Origin of the sequence: Kaistia sp. MMO-174 (genome assembly GCF_037147815.1) — a bacterium.
Taxonomy (GTDB): domain Bacteria; phylum Pseudomonadota; class Alphaproteobacteria; order Rhizobiales; family Kaistiaceae; genus Kaistia; species Kaistia nematophila.
On record NZ_JBBCUO010000002.1, the window covers coordinates 896,781 to 916,438 of the forward strand.

The window sequence follows — 19,658 nt, forward strand, 5'->3', positions numbered from 1 at the left end:
GATCAGCGTCTCTTGAAGGTGGGCTGGCGCTTTTCCTTGAAGGCGGCGCGGCCTTCCGCGGCGTCTTCGGTGGCGAAGCAGATGGTCTGCAGGTCGCGCTCGTAGTGGATCGCCTGCTCCTGCGGCATGGTGAAAGCCGCCTGCAGGTTCAGCTTCGCCGTTTCGGCCGCGATCGGCGCGCGACTGGCGATCACGTCGGCGATCGCCCGTGCGCGGGCCAGCAGGTCCGCCTGCGGCACGACCTCCGACACCAGGCCCCAGGCCAGCGCCTTCTCGGCCGGGATCGGATCGCCGGTCATGATTATCAGCGCCGCGTTGGACGGGCCGACCGAATGGGCGAGGAAGGTCGCCATGCCGCCGCCGCCGATCCAGCCGAGCTTGATCTCGGGTGCCGCGAACTGGGCATTCTCGGAGGCGATGCGGATGTCGCAGGAGAGCGACGTCTCCAGCCCGCCGCCAAAGGCGTAGCCGTTCACCGCCGCGATGGTCGGCTTCAGCAGCTTGCGGATCGCGTCGCAATAATCGGCGCGATTGCGGAACTGCCAGGGCGTCTCGTAAGTGTCGAGCTCCTTGATGTCGGAGCCGGCGCAGAACGCCCGCTCGCCGGCGCCGGTGACGATGACGACGCGGATCGTGTCGCTGTCATTGCATTCCTGCACGGCGGCGACGATCGCCTTCGACATTTCCGGCGTGACGGCGTTGAGCTTCTGCGGCCGGTTCAGCGTGATGGTGGCGACGGGACCGTCGACGGTGAAGAGGATGTCGTCGGTCATGCTGCGCCCTCGCCCACCGCGCCCTTGGCGATCAGGTCGTTGATGGCGGCCTCGTCGAGACCGGCCTCCGCCAGAACGGCACGCGTATGCTCGCCGGTCAGCGGCGCGCCGCGCTCGACGGTCGAAGGCGTCTTCGAGAACTTGATCGCGAAGCCCGGCGTCTTCACATGGCCTTCGGTCGGATGGTCATATTCGACGAAGGTGCCGTTGTGCTTGATCTGCTCGTCCTCGACGAGATCGGCATAGCCGTAGACCGGGCCGCACCAGATATCGGCCGCGCGCAAGAGCTCCAGCCATTCGGCCGAGGACTTGGTCTTCAGCTTGTCGCGCGTCTTGGCGAAGATCTCGTCGCGCTTCTCCCAGGTGTCGATCTCGTCGTCCATGGTGAGGAAACTGTCCTCGCCGATCACGGCGCCAAGCGTCGCGAGCTTCGGGAACGAGACGATGATGTAGCCGTCGGTCGTCGCGAACGCGCCGTAGGGCGCGCGGATGTAGACATGCGCATGCGGCTCGGCCGAGCGGGTCTGCGGCTTGCCGGCGACGGTGAAGACGGAGAGTTCCTGCATCTGGATCGTGGTAATCGCGTCCAGCATGTTGACCTGGACCAACTGGCCCTCGCCCGTCCGCTCGCGATGCAGCAGCGCCGCCAGCGCGCCCTCGAAGGCGGTGTAGGCGGTGATCGCGTCGACCAGATACTGGCCGGCGGCGGTCGGCGGCTCGCCGTCGCGGCCGGACGAAAGCATGGCGCCCGACATGCCCTGCAGCACGAGGTCCTGGCCCGGGCGGTGCAGATAGGGCCCGTCCTCGCCATAGCCGGAGATCGAGACGTAGATCAGCTTCGGATTGATCTTCGACAGGCTCTCGTAGTCGACGCCGAGCCGCTTGGCGACGCCGGGACGATAGTTCTGCAGGAAGACGTCAGCCGTCTTCACCAGTTCCAGCAGCATCGCCTTGCCGTCAGGGTTCTTCAGGTCGATGGCGAGCGAGCGCTTGTTGCGGTTGAGCGACAGGAACGAGACGTTGACCTTATTGCCGCGCGCGCCGCCGGCCGCGACATGGCGCTGCCACTCGCCATTGATCGGCTCGACCTTGACGACGTCGGCGCCGAGATCACCCAGGCGCTGCGCCGCGAACGGCCCCGCCATGGCGATCGAGCAATCGAGCACGCGGTACCCGGAAAGAATGCCCATTTTCTAAAACCTCAAAGATCCGAACTATCCGTCATCCCTGCGAAAGCAGGGATCCATCCGGCCCGTTGGAGGAGGCCGCATGGATCCCGGGTCTCCGCTTCGCTCCGCCCGGGATGACGGCGGCGCGCATGCGAATGGGTCACGTCATCCACCAGCCGCCATCGACGTTCAGCGTCTGTCCGGTGACGAAGCCGGAGCCTTCGGAGGCGAAGAAGATCAGCGCGTTGGCGATATCCGCCGGTTCGCCCCGGCGCTTGACCGCCTGATGGTCGAGGACGTGGCGGGTGTAGCCTTCGGGATCGGGATGGATCTTCTCGGCATCGGTCGGGAAGGCACCGGGCGAAATGGCGTTGACGGTGACGCCATAGGGGCCGAACTCGCGCGCCCAGGCCCGCGTCAGGCCGACCAGCGCGCCCTTCGACTGGATGTAGGGCGACAGGTTAGCCCAGCCGCCCGAGAGCGTCACGCTGGCGATGTTGATGATGCGGCCGAAGCCCTTGGCGCGCATCGAGGGCAGCGCGACCTGCACGCAGACGATGCCGGCATCGACATTGATCCGCTGCACCGCCTGATGCTCTTCGATCGTGTACTCCTCGAACGGTTTCGAGGGGTAGATCGCGGCGTTGTTGATGACGACGTCGAAGCCGCCGACCTCGGCGGAGATCGCCTCCAGCGCCGTCTTCAGCCCGGCGAGATCGGAAAGGTCGAGCGCCCGGAAGATGAGCCGGTCATGGCCCGCCTCGGCGGCGGCCGCCCGGAGCAGTTCTCCCTTGGCCGGGTCGTTGTCGATGGCGACCACGGTGGCGCCGGCCGCGAGGAACGCCAGCGTCGAGGGCAGGCCGAGCCCGCCTGCCGCGCCGGTATAGAGGATGGTCTTGTTCTGGATGGTCATCTGTCAGTTCCAAATATCGCAAACTCTGCCGTCATCCCGGGCAAGCGCAGCGCGACCCGGGATCCATTCAGCCGTATCGCCAACAGGAGAGGCGCCAGATTCCCGACTGAGCGGCGGGAGGGATCCCCGCTTTCGCGGGGATGACGGCGAGTTGGGGCGACGGGCAGAAGCGCGCATCAGCGTCCCTTGATCGGACGGTGGTTGCCCGTCGGCTCCGGGTATTCCTCGGTCGGCTGCACGGCGAGACCGGCAATGCGCTTCTCCAGCGCCGCCGTCGCTTCCTTGCCGGCATGGATGCGGAACGTCGTGTCGTAGCGGCGCTCGTCGCCATGCTCGAGCCAGATCAGTTCATTGTGCTCGCGCGCATAGGTCTGGCCGAGCACGTGGTTGGTCGACGGCTCCAGGCCGACGGCATACTGGCCGGCCTGCAGGTTCTGCCATTCGAACTGGCAGGGGAACTGGTCCTTGCGGGTCTCGACCTCGAAGGCGAGGCCCAGACGGTCGTTGACCAGCGCCACCGGCACCAGGCCGTTGGCGTCGGCCTTCATCTCGTGCTGCCAGACCTGCTCATGGAAGTTCTTCTGCGGCGCGGGCAGCGTGCGGTAGCCGACGCCCTGCTTGCGATAGTCGGCGCCGGCATGGGCTGCCCAGACCACTTCCTCGATCGGCGCGACATAGCGGGCGCCCTCTTCCAGCAGCGGCGCCGCCGGATTGATGTGGTAGCAGTACATGTGCGGCGTCTTGTAGAAGCCGTGATTGACGACGCGGTCGGTGAGCTTGATCTCGTTGGAGCCGACCTTCGCCTCGATGCGGCGGATCAGGTGCAGGTCTTCGCCGAAGACGGTCGACTGCTGCACGACGCCTTCCGCCCACAGCGTGCACTCGTCGCCGTCCCAGGCCTCGCCATAGCCGGTGAGGCGGGCGGGAATAGTGCCGACGCGGCCGTGCAGCGAATGCTTCACGGTCTTGCGCGGGCCGTAGACATAGCTGTCGGCCGGCGCCTCATGCATAAACAGGATGTGGTCGAGGCCGCAGGTGACGAGCAGGCCGGAGAAGGACCGCATCCAGCCGAGGCCGCCCTCACCCTCATATTCGTGCAGGAAGGCGTTGCGGAAGCCGGCCGGCGAATGCCAGCCGATCGAGGTTCCCTGATAATCGAGATCGGCGATGTCCATCGCGCGGTCGACGAGCACGGTGAAGCGCAGGCCGGCGCCGGTGCGGAATTCGAGCATGCGGATGCCGCGCTCGACGCCGTCGCCGAGCGTCGTCAGCCGGACGCCCGCGAATTGCGACAGCATGCCGGAATGCTCCGCCAGTTCGCGTCGCGAAAAAGTCCGCCCGAAAAGTTGCACCATGGTCGTGTCCTGATTGTCCTGTTTCGTGGAGGGCAAGGAAGTCTCGCCCGACCCTCCCCCGCGAACGGGAGAGGGAATTTTTCTGTCTGTCCCCAGGCTCGACGAGCCCGCCGGATCAGAGACCGTTGGCGCGCAGCTTGCCGTCGAGGAACTTCTTGGCGCGCGGCACGTCGTCTTCCGACAGGTGCTCGATGATCACCGGGATGTTCGGGTGCTTTTCCGAGAGGCGCTGCAGGTAGAGGTCGTAATTGAGCGAACCGAGGCCCGGCGCCGGCAGTTCGATCTCGCCGACACCGCGGAAGGTGTGGCTCTCGAGTGCATCGGAATCGCCGATATCGGCGTGCTTCTCGCTCTTGTCGTCGCCCGAACGCTTCACGTCCTTGGCATGGGCGATCTTGATCTTGTCCGTCAGCGTATCGAACACCTGGTTCAGGATCTGATCCATGCGGTCGATGTTGTGGGTCTCGAAATAGTTGGTCGGATCCATCAGCAGGCCGAGGCCGGGATGATCGACCTGCGCGAACATGCGGACGGTCTCCTCGACCGAGCCGACGACGTTGTTGACGTAGGTCTCGAGCAGGAAGACGGCGCCGTGGTCATAGGCCTCCTGCGACAGCTCGGCGATGACCTTGCGGCATTCCTCGAAGCCTTCCTCGGTCTTATTCTTCGGGTCGTGCACCCAGTCGGAGTCGGTGTTGTAGGTGCCGGTTTCCGAGATGACATAGGGGCTGCCGAGATCGCGCGCGTTGCGGATGATCTCCTTCAGGTAGCCGACGCGGCGGGCGCGCTCATCCTTGTCCGGGTGGATGATGTTGGTGTAGCCGGAAATGCAGCAGATCGGCAGGTCGTGGTCACGGAAGGTGTCCTTGACCTGCTTGGCCTTGGCCTTGGTGATCTGGCCGGCCGAGAGGTCGAGATCCTTGAAGTGCAGGTCGAGCTGGACGGTGTTGAAGCCGAGCCCCTTGATCTTCTTGGCGGTCTCATCGAGGCCGTAGGGGAAATAGCCGGTGAAAATGCCGGTCTGCATCATGATCGAGTTCCTCCCTGAACTTCAGATAGCGATTTCGGAAAGCTTGACGGCGCGGCCCTCGGCCATCGAGCGGTAGCCCGCCTCGATGAGCGCCACGGTCTTGACGTTGTCAGCGACGGTGAGCGCCGGGGCATCGCCCGTCTTCACCGCGTATTGCAGTTGCTCCATCACGCCCTTGAAGGCATGCGGGAACCACATCGTGTCCCATTCCGGCGTGACCCACTTGCCGCCGGTGGTGCGCTTCGAGGCATAGGACAGCGTCGAGGCGGCGCCGGTCGGCCAGCCGATCGTGCCCTGGGCGACACCGTCCGTGCCCTCGACCCGCCACTTGATGTAGATGTCGCTGTCGAAGCCTTCCTCGCGCGGGCCGGACCAGACGTCCTCCAGCGACACGGCGAAGACGCCCGAGGCGAACTTGATCGTCGAGGCGGTGATGCCGTCCTTGTGCTCGAACTTGGTGCGCGGATCGGTGCGGGCGGCGGTGTAGATCTCGTCGACCTCGCCGAACAGAAAGCGAAGCACATCAAGGTGATGCACGCTCATGTTCGAGAGCGTCAGTCGGTCGTACTCTTCCAGGAAGGTCTGCCAGTGCGGGATGGCGCGCATCTCGATGGTGGCGATGACAGGCGTGCCGAGCTCGCCCTTGTCGAGGATCTGCTTCAGCACGCGCATCGACTGGTCGTAGCGCATGTTCTGGTTGACGGAGAGGATCTTGCCGGCGGCCTTGGCCTCGTCGCGAAGCGCGATCGCCTCCTCCAGCGTCAGCGCCAGCGGCTTCTGCGCCAGGATGCCCTTGATGTGCTTCTGCTTCAGCGCGTGGCGGATCAGCGCCGGCTGCTGGTCGGGCGGAAAGGCGAGGTCGAGGATCTCGATCGTCTCATCCTCGATCAGCGCTTCCGGCGTCTCGTGCACGGTCGGGATCGACCAGCGCTCGGCCACCTTGGCGGCGTTCGCCTTGGTGCGCGAGGCGATCGCGACGACCGGGAAACCGGCCTCGTGATAGGCGGCCAGGTGGCACTCGGCCATGATCATGCCGGCGCCGATGGCGCCGATCCTCAGATCCTTGACCCGGATCTCCGGATCGGGCGCGAAGCCCTTCGAGTCTGCCATGGGTTCCTCCGTCTTTTTATTGGGCGCGGGCGACGGCCGAGCCGTCCGCCGCGAAGAAGTGGATGTCGGCCGGATCGACCGAGAGGGTGATCTTCTGGTCGGCCACGAATTTCGGCTGGCCGCGCAGCAGCGCCCTGAGCCGTTCCTCGCCGGCGGTCAGCGTCACCACGGTGAAGCCGCCGAGCGGCTCGACCTCGAAGATCGTCGCCGCCGCGCCGTCGCCGTCGCGCCAGGGCGCGAGCTTGAGGCTCTCGGGACGGATGCCGAAGGCGGTGGCGCGCTCGGGCACGCCGGCGAGCGGCAGGCGGATCGCGCCATCCGCTGCTGTTAGCCTTCCGTTAACCGTATCGGCCGTTCCGGCGAGCAGGTTGATGGTCGGCGCGCCGACGAGGCCGGCGACGTAGCGGCTGGCCGGACGATCGTAGATGGCGCGCGGCACATCGACCTGGCGGATGATGCCGCGCTCCAGGATCGCCATCCGGTCGGCGACCGACATCGCCTCTTCCTGGTCATGCGTGACATAGACCAGCGTGTGGCCGAGCTCCTGCTGCAGCCGCTTCAGCTCGACGCGGGTCTCTTCCCGCAACCGGGCATCCAACGCCGAGATCGGATCGTCCATCAGATAGGCGGCCGGATCGCGCACGAGCGCCCGGGCGATCGCCACACGCTGGCGCTCGCCGCCGGAGAGCTGCGCCGGCGGCTTGTGCAGGATGTGGCCGATATGCAGCTTCTCGGCGACCGAGGCGAGCTTGGCAGCAATCTGCGCCTCCGGCACCTTCCGCTCGACCAGCGGGAAGCGGATGTTCTCGCGCGCGGTCATATGCGGGAACAACGCGAGGTTCTGGAACACCATGGCGACGTTGCGTTCCGCCGGCGTCACCTCGTTGACCCGCTTGCCGCCGATGCGGATCTCGCCCTCGTCCGGCGTCTCCAGCCCGAGGATCAGGCGCAGGATCGTCGTCTTGCCGGAGGATGGCGGGCCGAAGAAGCAGAAGAACTCGTTGTCGCGGATGGTGAAGGAAGCCCGGTCGAGCGCCAGCGTGTCGCCATAGCGCTTCGAGACGTTCTCGAAGGTGATCTCGGCCATGCTCAGCCTCCCCGGATCGCGGCAGTGGAAGCGGCGTCGAACAGGCGGACGGCCTGCGGCGCCGGCACGATCGAGACGACGTCGCCGACCGAGAAGCCGACATCGTTGCCGGCGACGATCTTGGCCGGCTGGCCACTTTCGACATGAACGATGGTGCGGGCGCCGATGCGCTCGACGAAGGTGACGCGGGCACGCAGCCCCTGCCCCTCGGCGGCAAGCGTCGCCTCCTCCGGCCGGAAGCCGTATTGCACGGCCCGGCTGCCGGCGGCGCGCGCCGCGGCGGCGAGATCGTCCGGCAGCGGCGGCGAGACGCCCCAGGCCCCGAGATCGACGGCGAGGCCGCGATCCGTCTCGGCCAGTTCGCCGGCGATCAGGTTCATGCCCGGCGCGCCGATGAACCTGGCGACGAAGATGTTGGCCGGGTTGTTATAGACCTCGAGCGGGGTGCCGACCTGCTGCAGCACGCCATGATCCATCACCGCGATGCGGTCGGCCATGGTCATCGCCTCGAGCTGGTCGTGCGTGACATAGACCATGGTCTGCCTGAACTGCTTCTGCAGATGCTTCAACTCCGTCCGCATCACGGCGCGGAAGGCGGCGTCGACATTCGACAGGGGCTCGTCGAGCAGGAAGATCGCCGGCTCGACGATGGCCGAACGGCCGATGGCGAGGCGCTGCAGGATGTTGACCGAGAGCTTGGCGCTCTTCTGGTCGAGCAGCGGCGTCAGCTGCAGGAAATCGGCGATGTTCTTCACGCGGCGGTCGATCTCCGACCGGCTCATGCCGCGCATCTTCGGACCATAGGCGAGGTTCTGGCGAACCGTCATATGGGTGAAGATGGCGTAGTTCTGGAACACGAAGCCGACGCCGCGCTTGCCCATCGGTACGCCGTTCATGTCGCGGCCGTCGAACAGGATGCGGCCGCCGGACGGGTCCTCCATGCCGGCGATCATGTTCATGGTCGTCGACTTGCCGCAGCCGGAAGGCCCCAGCAACGCCATGAACTCGCCGTCGCGGATCTCCAGATCCATCGTCTTCAGCGCAGTGAAGTCGCCGAAGCGCTTGACGAGGTTTTCGAGGCGGATCGTGGTCATGCCCGGCCCTCCCTTTTGGCGGCTTCCATCCGCTTCATGGCGAAGACGGCGAGCACGGAGAGGACGATCAGGATGACGAGCGCGATCGCCGCGACATAGCCCCAGATCAGGTCCTGCGTGGTGACCTTGTAGACGTAGACGGAGATCGTCTCGGTCGCGACGCCGGGGCCGCCGCCGGTCATGATGTAGAGCGTGTCGAAGATCTTGAAGATCTCGATGACGCGGATCGCCAGCGCGATCACCATGATCGTCTTGATGCGCGGCAGCATGATCGTGAAGAAGCGCTGCCGCCAGCTGGCGCCAAGCAGGGTCGCCGCCTTCAGCTGGTCCTCCGGCACGCCGACGAGGCCGGCGAGCAGGATCAGGAACATCAGCGGCGTCCACTGCCAGATGTCGGCGATCATGACGGCGACGAGCGCCAGCGTCGGATCGGACAGCCAGGCGATGCGGACATCCATGCCGGAAAGCGCCGAGAGGATGCCGTTGAGCGGCCCGCTCGACTGGAACAACATGAAGAACATGTAGCCGGCGACCGCAGGCACGACCATCATCGGCATCAGCAGGATCGAGTAGAAGATCCGCTTGCCGGGGAAGTCGTCCATGAACAGCGTGGCGAGGCCCAGGGCCAGCAGGAACTCGGCCGGCACGCAGACGGCCATGATGATGAAGGTGCGCCAGAGCGCGCCCCACCAGCGCCGGTCTTCCATGAGGTCGGTATAGTTGGCGAAATTGTTCCAGGACTGCCAGGCCCTCCACCAGCTGACGCCGTCGAGCGGCGACCAGTCGGTCAGGCTGATGTAGAGCTGCATCAGCAGCGGGAAGACGGCGATGAACAGCACGAGCAACTGGGTCGGCAGCGTCAGGCGGAAGCCGAGGCGGCGCGATTCCAGGTCGACGGGCTGGGCCGCGCGCGGCGGCGTCGCCGAGGCGGCGCTCGGGATGGTTTCGGTGGCGCTCATTGCTTCAGCGCTCCGAAGGTCAGGCCGCGGACCAGGTGCTTCTGGATGGCGATGCCGAGGATGACGGGCGGGATCGCCGCGAGCAGGCCGAGCGCCGCCTTGGCGCCATAGAGCTGGCCGGTCATCGAGGACGACAGGGACGCCATGTAGACCGGGATGGTGACCCAGTTCTTCGTCGTCAGCAGCAGCGCGATCAGATAGTCCGACCAGTTCAGGATGAAGACCAGCAGCGCCGAGGAGGCGAGCGGCGCGCGCATCATCGGCAGCGTGATCTTCATGAAGACGCGGAAGCGCGAGCAACCCTCGACCAGCGCCGCTTCCTCGATCTCGCGCGGCATCTCGTCGAAGAAGGTCTTCATCAGCCAGAAGGCGAAGGGCAGCGTGACGATGCCGTAGATCAGCGCCAGACCCCACCACGTATCGATCAGGCCGAGGAAGGCCCACATGATCATGATCGGGATCATCACCGCCATCGGGGGGAACAGGCGAAGCTGGATCAGCGCCAGCGGCAGGTTCTTGCCCGAGCCGAAGCGCGACAGGCCATAGGCGGCGGCGGTGCCGCAGCCCATGGCGATAACCGTGCCGAACACGGCCGAGAGTAGCGACGACAGGATCGGCCGCCAGGCGGTGCGCTCCAGCGCGACGATCAGGTCGGACGTGCTTTCGCCGAAGACGAAGCGGAAATTGTCGAGCGTCGGCGCGCGCGGAATCCAGGTCAGGTCCGCACCGGTCGCCGACCATTCCGGGATCGGCTTGAAGGCCATCGACACCATCCAGAGGATGGGCAGCAGCGTCAGCGCGAGCGCAAGCGCAATCGCGGCATAACGGAAGGTTTCAAAGGCGGGTGAACGCCGCATGGGTCGACTCGTTTCCTCGGCAGCGGCCCTCACCTCTCCCATGGGGAGAGGTCGGACCGCAGGTCCGGGTGAGGGGTTGAGCCCTCTCCGGAAAATTCCCTACCCCCTCACCCGTCGGCTTCGCCGCCGACCTCTCCCCGTGGGAGAGGTGAAAGGGTCCCCACATTCCTGGCCGCCAAGGCCCTCACCCCACCCTCTCCCTGAGGGAGAGGGCTTTCCGCCGTAGCTCTGCATCCGCCTCGCGGCCGGTGAGGAGCGCCCCCTCGCCCGCTTGCGGGAGAGGGTTGGGGTGAGGGTCTAGGCCCAGCGGCTTACGTCACGACCGGGTCCAGCACCGTCGGCCACGAAGCCTTGTTGCTGCGGATCGCATCGAGCAGCTTGTCCTCGCCGATGCGGCGGGCAATGCGCTTCCATTCGCGTTCGGTGTCGGCCATCGCCTGCTCGGGCGTCTTCGCCTTGGTGCAGGCGGCGACGAGGTTCTCGTCGAGCGCGTTGTGGAAGGCGGTCGCGCCCGGATAGTTGATGGTGGGCACCGTGCGGGCGACGACCTCGCGCAGATTGTCCATGTGGTAGGCGTGATACGTCTCGCGGACGAGCGGATCGGCGAAGTTCGCCAGCTGGAACGGGTCGAAATAGCCGCCCGGATTGGCCGTCATCCAGGAATAGATCCGGCTGGATCCAAGCCACTGCAGCAGCAGGTAGCAGGCTTCGGGATGCTGGCTCTGGGCCGAGATCGAGGCCGACAGGTTGAGCCAGAGCACGGAGCGGCGGACCAGCTTGTCGTCGATGACGCGGCCCGGCGGCAGCATCGAGCCGATCTTGCCGGTGACCTTCGAGCCGTCATTCGCCTTGTTGTCGAGGAACTTCGGCAGGTTGGAGAAGGCGCAGGTCATCGCCGCGCCGCCATTGCCGAAATTGCCGTACTGCTCCGGCCAGCCCCAGGAGATCGCGTCCGGCGAATGATGGGCGAGGCTGTCGACATATTCGGTCGTCGCCAGGATGCCATTGGCCGAATTGATCAGCGGCGCGCCATTGTCGTCGAACAGGAACTGGTTCGGCGAGGCGGTCGAGACGAAGCGCTGGTACCAGTTGGTGTAGCCCCAGCCCTGGTTGCGCAGGTCGGTCGAGCCGAACAGGCCCTTGTCGGGGCGATGGAAGAACGAGGCGATGTCGCTGTGCTGCTTCCAGGTCGAGGGCGGCGCCAGGTCGTAGCCGAACTTGTCCTTGAAGGCCGCCTGCTCGGCCGCGTCGCCGAAGAGATCGGTGCGGTAGACCCAGCACTGATAGTCGCCATCGAGCGAGACGCCGTAGACGGAGCCGCGATAGCGGTTGAACAGGCTGACGCCGGCGTCGCCGCCCGGATAGCCGCGCTCGGGATTGTCCCATTCCGGCTTATACTGCGCAACGAAATCGTCCATCTTGACGAGACCATTGGTCTCGGCGAGGTCGCCCAGGCGGTTCCACTCGACGGCGTAGATGTCGAACGCGCCGCCCTGGGTGGAGATGTCCTGCATCGCCTTGGTGAATTCCTGGCCGTTGGGCTGGCCGACGATCTCCAGCGTGACGCCGGTTTCCTTCTCCCAAAGGTCCTTGATCGACGGCGCGCCTTCCGGGAACGGCTTGGTCAGCTGGCCGATCGAGCCATCCGACAGGCCGAGCACGATCTTCGACGGCGCCTTGCCGGCGGCCTTCAGCGCCTTGATGCCCTCGATGGCGCGGCCTTCCGGCGTATCGGCGCCATACTGGTAGCGCTCGGCGCCGGCGAAGCCGGTCGGCCCGCCGATCATGCCCGGCGCCAGCGCCGTATCGGCGAAGGCCGGCCGCAGGAACTTCGGCGCGATGCCGACGGCGGCGGTGAGAGCGAAGGCCGAGCCGCCCGTCTTCAGCAGACGGCGGCGGGTGAAGCCGGACGAGCCGGCGGACGAACCGCGCATGGACATGATTTCCCCTCCCAAGGACAGCGGACCGTTTCCCGATCCGTCACATCGGCGGAGATGATTGATATTGATTTGTTTCGATGTCAACAGGCGATGCAATGCATCACAATATGCCCAATCCGATGATGCATTGCAGCAATGACAGGATTCCAACTGATCGCGTGGACCGACGACCGCGCCGGATTTTGCGACGATGTAGGCCATTTTCGGCCGAAATCAGCCGGACATGCTCCGCTGAGACGTTGAAGCAGCACCGATTTTCCGGCGGGAGATCAAAATGATCAAAACCGTCATTGACATCATTTTACATCAAAGACATCATTTGCCGGCACGCAACCGCTGCCGCTTCCGGTTCCCCCGGCAAACGGCGTAGCTTGCGGTTTCCAAAGCCCTGAAACGACTAGGATAAACGGAATGCGGACGACACTGGCGGACATCGCGAAGGAGGCGGGGGTGTCGACCGCGACGGTCGACCGCGTCCTCAACAACCGCGATGGCGTCAAGGAACGCACGCGCGGCCATGTGCTCGCGATCGCGGGCAAGCTCGGCTACCTCGACGACATGCTGCGTCCCGGCGCGTCGGGCGCCGCGATCGGCGGCGTCCCGCTCGATATCGTCGACCTCGACATCGTGCTGCCGGGCGGCACCAACACTTTCATCAACAATCTCGCCGACCGCTTCGCCGACATCGCCGCCATCCGGCCCGACGTCAACCTGCGCATCCATTCGATCGAGGGCTTCGAGCCGGTGCTCCTGGCCGAGAAGCTGGAGGCGCTGCGCGGCAAGAGCCAGGGCGTCGGCCTGATCGGGCTCGACCATCCGGTGGTGCGCGAGGCGATCCGCTCGCTCGCCGGCTCCGGCGTGCCGGTGATGACGCTCGTCTCCGACATCAGCCATGTGCCGCGCGTCGGCTATGTCGGCATCGATAACCGCGCCGCGGGCAGGCTCGCCGGCTACCTGCTCGGCCGCTTCCTGAAGGCGGAGACCGGCAAGGTCGCCCTCTTCGCCGGCTCGCTCTCCTATCGCGGCCATGAAGAGCGCGAGATGGGCTTCCGCCACATGCTGCGCGAGGAATATCCGGGGCTCTCGATCGTCGAATTGCGCGAGATCCGCGACGACACCGAGCGCGCCTATAGCGAGGCGGTGGCGCTGCTCGCGCGCTATCCCGATCTCGCCGGCATCTACAATATCGGCGCCGGCAACCGCGGCATCTCGCGCGCCCTGCAGGAGGCGGGCCGGGAAAAGTCGGTCGTCTTCATCGGCCACGAGCTGACCGAGCACACGCGCCGCTTCCTGATCTCCGGCACGATGGACGCGGCGATCGACCAGAACCCGCGCGTCGAGGCGCGCGAAGCCGTCGACCGCCTCGCCCGCGCCGCCCGCGGCGAGGAAAACCCGACCGGCCCGGCGACGCGCCTGCAGGCGATCTTCAAGGAGAATATCCCGGAGGTGTGAGACGGGCCCGGAGCCCCGGCTCGCCCCCCTCACCCGCCCTCGCCGCTGCCCGGACGCGGCGGAGCGGCGATCCGGGCTCCATCTCGCCCCGACCATCAGCGCCCTGTCAAAACCGTATCAGTCGGTGTGCAATTCGGCATTGGCGCGGGAGTCGAACAGCCCCTATCCTCCCGTCCCACCAATCAAAACAGCGCTGCCGCGATGGGCTGCGCCAATGCCCCGGGAGGCCCTCCATGTTTCAATCGCGCTCGATGACGGCGATCGTCTGCCACGGCCCGAAGGACTATCGCGTCGAGGCGGTCGGCAAGCCGGAGCCGCGCCGGCGCGAACTGGTGCTGAAGATCGACGCCTGCGGCATCTGCGCCAGCGACTGCAAGTGCTGGTCCGGCGCCAACATGTTCTGGGGCGGCCAGAATCCCTATGTGAAGCCGCCGGTGATCCCCGGCCACGAGTTCTTCGGCCGGGTCGAGGCGATCGGCGAGGACGCGGCCGAGCATTTCGGCGTCGCCGTCGGCGACCGCGTCATCGCCGAGCAGATCGTCCCCTGCGACAAGTGCCGCTACTGCCGCTCCGGCAGCTACTGGATGTGCGAGGTGCACAACATCTTCGGCTTCCAGAAGCAGGTCGCCGATGGCGGCATGGCGGAATACATGCGCATCCCCGAGACGGCGCGCCTGCACAAGATCCCGGAAGAGATCTCGCTCGAGGACGCGGCGATCATCGAGCCGCTCTCCTGCGCCATCCACACCGTCAATCGCGGCGACATCCAGCTCGACGATGTCGTGGTGATCGCCGGCGCCGGTCCGCTCGGCCTGTTCATGACGCAGATCGCCCATCTGAAGACGCCGAAGAAGCTCGTCGTCGTCGACCTCGTGCCGGAGCGGCTGGCGCTCGCCAAGTCGTTCGGCGCCGACGTGGTGATCAACCCGCGCGAACAGGATCCGATCGAGATCGTCCGCGGCCTGACCGACGGCTATGGCTGCGACGTCTATATCGAGACGACGGGCGTGCCGGCCGGCGTCACCCAGGGCCTCGAAATGATCCGCAAGCTAGGCCGCTTCGTCGAGTTCTCCGTCTTCGGCGCCGAGACGACGGCCGACTGGTCGATCATCGGCGACCGCAAGGAGCTCGACATCCGCGGCGCCCATCTCGCGCCCTACTGCTATCCGATCGCGATCGACCTGCTGCAGCGCGGCCTCGTCACCTCGAAGGGCATCGTCACCCACCACTACGGGCTGAAGGACTGGACCACCGCCATCGACAAGGCCTATGGACTCGACTCGATCAAGGTGCTGCTGCGGCCCGGCTATGGAGCGGACGCCGCCGGTTGAGACGCGTTTTCAAGCGAAGTGGTGGCCGGTTCGCGTGAAGAAAACGCGACCAGACAAAGAGTGAGAGCATTGCACCGTTTTTACGAAACGGTGCAATGCTCCAAGACGCGAACGGGGACGCTTCCATGAGCTATTTCATCGGCATCGATGTCGGCACGGGCAGCGCCCGCGCCGGCATCTTCGACGCGACCGGCGTGCTGAAGGCCTCGGCCAAGCGCGAGATCACGCTCTGGCACGAGCCCGGCGACGTCGTCGAACAGTCGTCGGAGAACATCTGGCAGGCGATCGCCGCCTCTGTGCGCGAGGCGATGGCGGCGGCCAAGATCCCGGCCGATCAGGTCGCCGGCATCGGCTTCGACGCCACCTGCTCGCTGGTGCTGATCGACGCCGACGACCGGCCCGTCACGGTCAGCCGTTCCGGCGATCCCGCCCGCAACATCATCGTCTGGATGGACCACCGCGCCACCGACCAGACGCGCCGCATCAACGCCACCAGCCATCCCGTGCTCGCCTATGTCGGCGGCGTCATCTCGCCCGAGATGGAGACGCCGAAACTGCTCTGGCTGAGCGAGAACCTGCCGGCAAGCTTCGCGAGCGCGAAGCATTTCTTCGACCTGTCCGACTGGCTGAGCTATCGCGCCACCGACAGCCTCGCCCGCTCCGTCTGCACCGTCACCTGCAAGTGGACCTATCTCGCGCATGAGAAGCGCTGGGACGAGAGCTACTTCCGGCAGATCGGCCTCGGCTCGCTCGCCGACGAAGGCTTTGCCCGCATCGGCACGGAGGTCGTCGATCCCGGCACGCCGCTCGGCAACGGCCTGACGGCGCGCGCCGCCGAAGAGCTCGGCCTCAAGCCGGGAACCCCGGTCGGCGCCGCCATGATCGACGCGCATGCCGGCGGCGTCGGCTCGATCGGCGCGCGCGATACGTCGAACCAGCCAACCGACGCCAAGCGCCAGATGGCCTATATCTTCGGCACCTCTGCCTGCGCCATGACGACCACGGTCGAGCCGCGCTTCGTGCCCGGCGTCTGGGGTCCGTATTTCTCGGCCATGCTGCCCGGCCTCTGGCTGAACGAGGGCGGCCAGTCGGCGGCCGGCGCCGCGATCGACCACCTGGTTAAGCTGCATCCCGCCTATCCGCAGGCCGTCGCCAGCGCCAAGGCGGGCGGCAGATCGCTTCTCGGCCTCCTGGAAGCACGCGTCGCCGAACTGGCCTCGACGCCGGAGGCGATCGCCCGCCTCGCCGCTACCATCCAGGTCGTGCCGGAATTCCTGGGCAACCGCTCGCCCAACGCCGATCCCGCCGCCCGCGCCGTCATCGCCGGGCTCGACATGGACGAGGACCTCGACAGCCTCGCGCGACTTTATCTCGCCGGCGTCTGCGGGCTCGGCTATGGCGCGCGGCAGATCGTCGACGCGCTGGCGAAGCAGGGCGCGGAACTCGACACCATCGTCGTCTCCGGCGGCGCGGGCCAGAGCCCGCTCGTCCGGCAGGTCATGGCGGATGCGACCGGCCTCACCATCGCCGTGCCCGAATCAGCCGAGCCGGTCCTGCTGGGCGCCGCCATTCTCGGCGCCGTCGCGGCCGGCGCCTTCCCCGGCACGGTCGCGGCCATCGACGAGATGTCGCGCCTCGCCTCCGAGCATCGCCCGGCCGGCGGCACTACCGCGGGTATCCATGACGCCAAGTATCGCGTCTTCCTCGCCCTGCAGGACGCCGACCGCAAGGCGCGCGAACTGGTCGCCTCGGCTCTCTAGCCGGGGCCGCTGCCGCCTTCCGCGCCAACTGTGGCGCGCGCGTCACACGACGGCAAACTCGTCGGAAGCAACAGGTCGCCGCGACGTCCGGCAACGATTTCCGATTGCACGGAATCACGAAAGACGGGATGCGTCTCCCGCTTAGTGCATCGGCAAATGGGGGGCACCATGGCCAAGCGTACCTACGAGACTCCGGCACTCGTCAAGCGCGAGAAGCTCGACCGCATCGCGGCCGGCTGCGCCGGCTCGGACTGCAAGTAAAGTCGACAAGGCCTGCCGCGCCACGACCCGGGGGCTGGCCGCAGGCTTTTAAGACATTGGATGCCCCGGTCGCACTTGCGGCCGGGGCATTTTTCTGTGCGTCGCAGCCTGCGAAGATAGCGTTACAAAACAGCAACTCTGGCGTCAGAACGACCGTGACCGATTTGAATTACTCTCACTAAACGCTTGCGTAGCTTCACCAAAATCAGAAACAATTCAGCCGTCACTATTATTGTGGGGGCTAACATGACCAAGCGTAGCTATGAGACTCCGGTTCTGACCAAGCGCGAGAAGATCGAGCGCATCGCGGCCGAGCCGATCGGCAGCCGGGTTACCTAAGCGCGACTCGCGACCAGCCAGTTGCAGCCATAAGTCGTTCGCGATCCCGTTCCGGGCGGTTCGACACCGTTATTTTCGGAGCGCAAGCTCCAATCAGATGATGAGGCCAAGAATGACCAAGCGCACCTATGAAGCTCCGGTTCTGACCAAGCGCGAGAAGATCGAGCGCGTCGCCGCTGCGCCGAGCAGCAACCCGGTCTAATGCGACCGCCGGCGCCTGATGCCTTGTGCACGGGCGCCGGACATCTCATACCGAATCGAGAGCGAGCACCATGACCAAGAAGACCTATGAAGCCCCGTCTCTGATCAAGCGCGAGAAGATCGAGCGCGTCGCGGCTGTCACCGGCAGCAACGTCGGCTAAAGGACGAGTTTCAACACCCCCGCCGTCACTGGACGTCGGGGGTGTTTTCATTTGGACTCAGGCCGGTTCGAACATCGGCGCGATTTCCATCTCCGGCACCAGCACCAGGCCCTTGTCGGTGATGCGGATCTCGGGGATGACGGAAAGCGGGATCAGGTTGAAGCCCATATAGGGGATCGAGCAGCCGGCCTTCTCCCACTCGATCTTCAGCGCCTTCGTCTCCTCCGCCACCTCGGTGACCCGCTTGTCGGAGAGAAGGCCCCCGATCGGCAGGTCGATCTTCGCCAGCACCTTGCCATCGGCGACGACGCAGACGCCGCCCTGGGTGGCGGCGACAGTCTCGAGCGCCAGCTGCATGTCCGGCTCGTTGGTGCCCGTGATGATGATATTGTGGCTGTCATGGCCGACCGACGAGGCGACGGCGCCATAGTTCAGCGTGAAATTCGACAGCACGCCATGCGCGACATTGCCGTTCGACTTGCCGTGCCGCTCGACCACGGTGACGAAGCAGAGCCCGTGCCGCTCGAACAGGGTCTCCCAGTCGTTCGCCGCGCCGATCTCGATCTTCTCATGGCCGAGCGTGATGCCCGGAAGCTCTGTGCGGATCGCATGCAGCGTACCGGGGCCTGACGGAAGGTCGGGCGTCAGCCTCAAGTTCTTCGGCAGCTTGACCGTCTGATAGGCCGATTTCGGATACTGGTAGCGATCGGAAAGCGCCGCGTCGAGCAGCGGCGTGATCTTGCCACCATCGACGACCAGCTCGCCGCCATACCAGGTCGACTGCGGATCGAGGCCGTCCCCCATCAGCACGAGGTCTGCACGGCGGCCGCCGCCCATGCCGCCGATCTCGCCATCCTGACCGAAGCGGGTGGCGCCATGCAGCGAGCCCATTGACCAGGCCTGCTCGGGCGACATGCCGGCCTTGACCGCCTCGCGCACCACCCAGTCGAGACCGAAATGCAGGAGGTCGTCGGCGTCGCGGTCGTCGGTGCAGACGGCAACACGCTTGTGCGAGGCGCCGAGCTCGGTGACCGTCTTGATCGCCTGCGGCAGGGAATGCCACGGCGTCGTCGGCGGGCCGCCGCGCAGGAACAGCCAGATGCCGGCCTCCAGCATGTCGTCGGCGATCTCGCGGTCGATCGCCTCATGCGTGTCGGTGACGCCGCTGGCGGCATAGGCGGCGACAAACTCGCGACCATAGACATGGCCCGAGACCGGACGGCCGCGCGACAGCGCCGCCGCCAGGATGGCGTGGCTGCGCTCGTCACCCATGGCGACGGGGACGAAATCCATCTTCTCGCCGAGCGCCACAGCCTCCGGCCACTTGTCGAACAGCGCCGCGATCTTCTCCGGCGTCAGGTCGCCGCCGGCCGTCTCAAGCTCGGGTGACGTCGCCGGGACGGTCGAGGGCACGGTCAGGAAGATCGAGAGCGGCGCCTGGCGCGCATCCTCCAGCATCGCCTCGACACCGGCGACGTCCATGACATTGCCGATCTCGTGGCTGTCGCAGAAGATCGTCGTAGTGCCGTTCAAAAGCGCGGCCTCGGCATAGGCGCAGGCCGTCACCATCGAGGATTCGATGTGAATATGCGGATCGACGAGGCCCGGCGCGACAATGCCGCCCTTGGCGTCATAGATCGACCTGGCACCGCCCTTGTGGGTGCCGGACGGCTTCACGGCGGCGATGCGGCCACCGGAAATCCAGATCTCGCGCTCCGGCAGGATCCGCTCCGAATAGGTCGAGAGCACGCGCGCGCCCCTGATGACGAGATCGGGAGCGGCGCGGCCGGAAGCGACGTCGGCGAGGCGCCGGGTCTGGGTGGCGAGCGGCGCGACGGAGAAGCGGGTGAGCCTGGTCATGAAGTG

General features: G+C 66.1%; 15 protein-coding genes. 3 read left to right on the forward strand and 12 right to left on the reverse strand.

Annotation, left to right across the window (positions count from 1 at the left end; all coding sequences use genetic code 11):
• Window positions 1-2: 2 nt before the first annotated feature.
• The 11 genes from WFK98_RS10175 to WFK98_RS10225 form a co-directional block, all read right to left on the reverse strand.
• A complete protein-coding gene (locus WFK98_RS10175; RefSeq protein ID WP_336800122.1) occupies window positions 3-773 on the reverse strand; it encodes an enoyl-CoA hydratase/isomerase family protein in 771 nt (256 codons plus the stop codon).
• Window positions 770-1,963 carry a CaiB/BaiF CoA transferase family protein gene (locus WFK98_RS10180; RefSeq protein ID WP_336800123.1) on the reverse strand — a complete coding sequence of 398 codons (1,194 nt, stop codon included), beginning with the start codon at window positions 1,961-1,963 and terminating at the stop codon, window positions 770-772. Before WFK98_RS10180 ends, WFK98_RS10175 begins: the two co-directional genes overlap by 4 nt.
• A 139-nt stretch (window positions 1,964-2,102) precedes the next feature.
• Entirely contained in the window at window positions 2,103-2,855 is a 753-nt protein-coding gene (locus WFK98_RS10185; protein WP_266337892.1) for an SDR family NAD(P)-dependent oxidoreductase, read from the reverse strand.
• A gap of 176 nt (window positions 2,856-3,031) precedes the next feature.
• Complete coding sequence (locus tag WFK98_RS10190) at window positions 3,032-4,210, reverse strand: aldose 1-epimerase family protein (RefSeq protein ID WP_266337893.1); 1,179 nt, start codon at window positions 4,208-4,210, stop codon at window positions 3,032-3,034.
• Between the two features lie 115 nt (window positions 4,211-4,325).
• Window positions 4,326-5,240: a sugar phosphate isomerase/epimerase family protein gene (locus WFK98_RS10195; protein ID WP_266337894.1), complete on the reverse strand. Its 915-nt coding sequence runs from the start codon at window positions 5,238-5,240 to the stop codon at window positions 4,326-4,328.
• 21 nt (window positions 5,241-5,261) lie between these two features.
• Window positions 5,262-6,350, reverse strand: a complete 1,089-nt coding sequence (locus tag WFK98_RS10200) for a Gfo/Idh/MocA family protein (protein ID WP_336800124.1) — start codon at window positions 6,348-6,350, stop codon at window positions 5,262-5,264.
• Between the two features lie 16 nt (window positions 6,351-6,366).
• Window positions 6,367-7,437, reverse strand: coding sequence for an ABC transporter ATP-binding protein (locus tag WFK98_RS10205; RefSeq protein WP_336800125.1), 1,071 nt, complete (start codon window positions 7,435-7,437; stop codon window positions 6,367-6,369).
• A 2-nt stretch (window positions 7,438-7,439) separates the two neighbouring features.
• Window positions 7,440-8,531: an ABC transporter ATP-binding protein gene (locus WFK98_RS10210; protein WP_336800126.1), complete on the reverse strand. Its 1,092-nt coding sequence runs from the start codon at window positions 8,529-8,531 to the stop codon at window positions 7,440-7,442.
• Window positions 8,528-9,490, reverse strand: coding sequence for a carbohydrate ABC transporter permease (locus tag WFK98_RS10215; RefSeq protein ID WP_336800127.1), 963 nt, complete (start codon window positions 9,488-9,490; stop codon window positions 8,528-8,530). Before WFK98_RS10215 ends, WFK98_RS10210 begins: the two co-directional genes overlap by 4 nt.
• Window positions 9,487-10,347 carry a carbohydrate ABC transporter permease gene (locus WFK98_RS10220; protein ID WP_266337899.1) on the reverse strand — a complete coding sequence of 287 codons (861 nt, stop codon included), beginning with the start codon at window positions 10,345-10,347 and terminating at the stop codon, window positions 9,487-9,489. Before WFK98_RS10220 ends, WFK98_RS10215 begins: the two co-directional genes overlap by 4 nt.
• A gap of 311 nt (window positions 10,348-10,658) precedes the next feature.
• Window positions 10,659-12,281 carry an extracellular solute-binding protein gene (locus WFK98_RS10225; protein WP_336800331.1) on the reverse strand — a complete coding sequence of 541 codons (1,623 nt, stop codon included), beginning with the start codon at window positions 12,279-12,281 and terminating at the stop codon, window positions 10,659-10,661.
• A gap of 417 nt (window positions 12,282-12,698) precedes the next feature.
• Here WFK98_RS10225 and WFK98_RS10230 point away from each other — a divergent pair, with 417 nt between their 5' ends.
• The 3 genes from WFK98_RS10230 to WFK98_RS10240 all read left to right on the forward strand — a co-directional run bounded on the left by WFK98_RS10230 (window position 12,699) and on the right by WFK98_RS10240 (window position 16,830).
• Entirely contained in the window at window positions 12,699-13,739 is a 1,041-nt protein-coding gene (locus tag WFK98_RS10230) for a LacI family DNA-binding transcriptional regulator (protein WP_266337901.1), read from the forward strand.
• Between the two features lie 233 nt (window positions 13,740-13,972).
• On the forward strand, window positions 13,973-15,070 hold the full coding sequence (locus WFK98_RS10235) for an alcohol dehydrogenase catalytic domain-containing protein (protein ID WP_336800128.1): 1,098 nt from the start codon (window positions 13,973-13,975) through the stop codon (window positions 15,068-15,070).
• A gap of 125 nt (window positions 15,071-15,195) precedes the next feature.
• Window positions 15,196-16,830, forward strand: a complete 1,635-nt coding sequence (locus WFK98_RS10240) for an FGGY-family carbohydrate kinase (RefSeq protein WP_336800129.1) — start codon at window positions 15,196-15,198, stop codon at window positions 16,828-16,830.
• A gap of 1,019 nt (window positions 16,831-17,849) precedes the next feature.
• Here WFK98_RS10240 and WFK98_RS10245 read toward each other — a convergent pair.
• Entirely contained in the window at window positions 17,850-19,652 is a 1,803-nt protein-coding gene (locus tag WFK98_RS10245; protein ID WP_336800130.1) for an adenine deaminase, read from the reverse strand.
• Window positions 19,653-19,658: the final 6 nt, after the last annotated feature.

Coding starts and splice junctions, on each gene's coding strand:
- WFK98_RS10180 (WP_336800123.1), bottom strand. CDS start 1,963: ATGGGCATTCTTTCCGGGTACCGCGTGCTCGATTGCTCGATCGCCATG.
- WFK98_RS10175 (WP_336800122.1), bottom strand. CDS start 773: ATGACCGACGACATCCTCTTCACCGTCGACGGTCCCGTCGCCACCATC.
- WFK98_RS10210 (WP_336800126.1), bottom strand. CDS start 8,531: ATGACCACGATCCGCCTCGAAAACCTCGTCAAGCGCTTCGGCGACTTC.
- WFK98_RS10220 (WP_266337899.1), bottom strand. CDS start 10,347: ATGCGGCGTTCACCCGCCTTTGAAACCTTCCGTTATGCCGCGATTGCG.
- WFK98_RS10240 (WP_336800129.1), top strand. CDS start 15,196: ATGAGCTATTTCATCGGCATCGATGTCGGCACGGGCAGCGCCCGCGCC.
- WFK98_RS10195 (WP_266337894.1), bottom strand. CDS start 5,240: ATGATGCAGACCGGCATTTTCACCGGCTATTTCCCCTACGGCCTCGAT.
- WFK98_RS10215 (WP_336800127.1), bottom strand. CDS start 9,490: ATGAGCGCCACCGAAACCATCCCGAGCGCCGCCTCGGCGACGCCGCCG.
- WFK98_RS10190 (WP_266337893.1), bottom strand. CDS start 4,210: ATGGTGCAACTTTTCGGGCGGACTTTTTCGCGACGCGAACTGGCGGAG.
- WFK98_RS10205 (WP_336800125.1), bottom strand. CDS start 7,437: ATGGCCGAGATCACCTTCGAGAACGTCTCGAAGCGCTATGGCGACACG.
- WFK98_RS10200 (WP_336800124.1), bottom strand. CDS start 6,350: ATGGCAGACTCGAAGGGCTTCGCGCCCGATCCGGAGATCCGGGTCAAG.
- WFK98_RS10245 (WP_336800130.1), bottom strand. CDS start 19,652: ATGACCAGGCTCACCCGCTTCTCCGTCGCGCCGCTCGCCACCCAGACC.
- WFK98_RS10230 (WP_266337901.1), top strand. CDS start 12,699: ATGCGGACGACACTGGCGGACATCGCGAAGGAGGCGGGGGTGTCGACC.
- WFK98_RS10225 (WP_336800331.1), bottom strand. CDS start 12,281: ATGCGCGGTTCGTCCGCCGGCTCGTCCGGCTTCACCCGCCGCCGTCTG.
- WFK98_RS10185 (WP_266337892.1), bottom strand. CDS start 2,855: ATGACCATCCAGAACAAGACCATCCTCTATACCGGCGCGGCAGGCGGG.
- WFK98_RS10235 (WP_336800128.1), top strand. CDS start 13,973: ATGTTTCAATCGCGCTCGATGACGGCGATCGTCTGCCACGGCCCGAAG.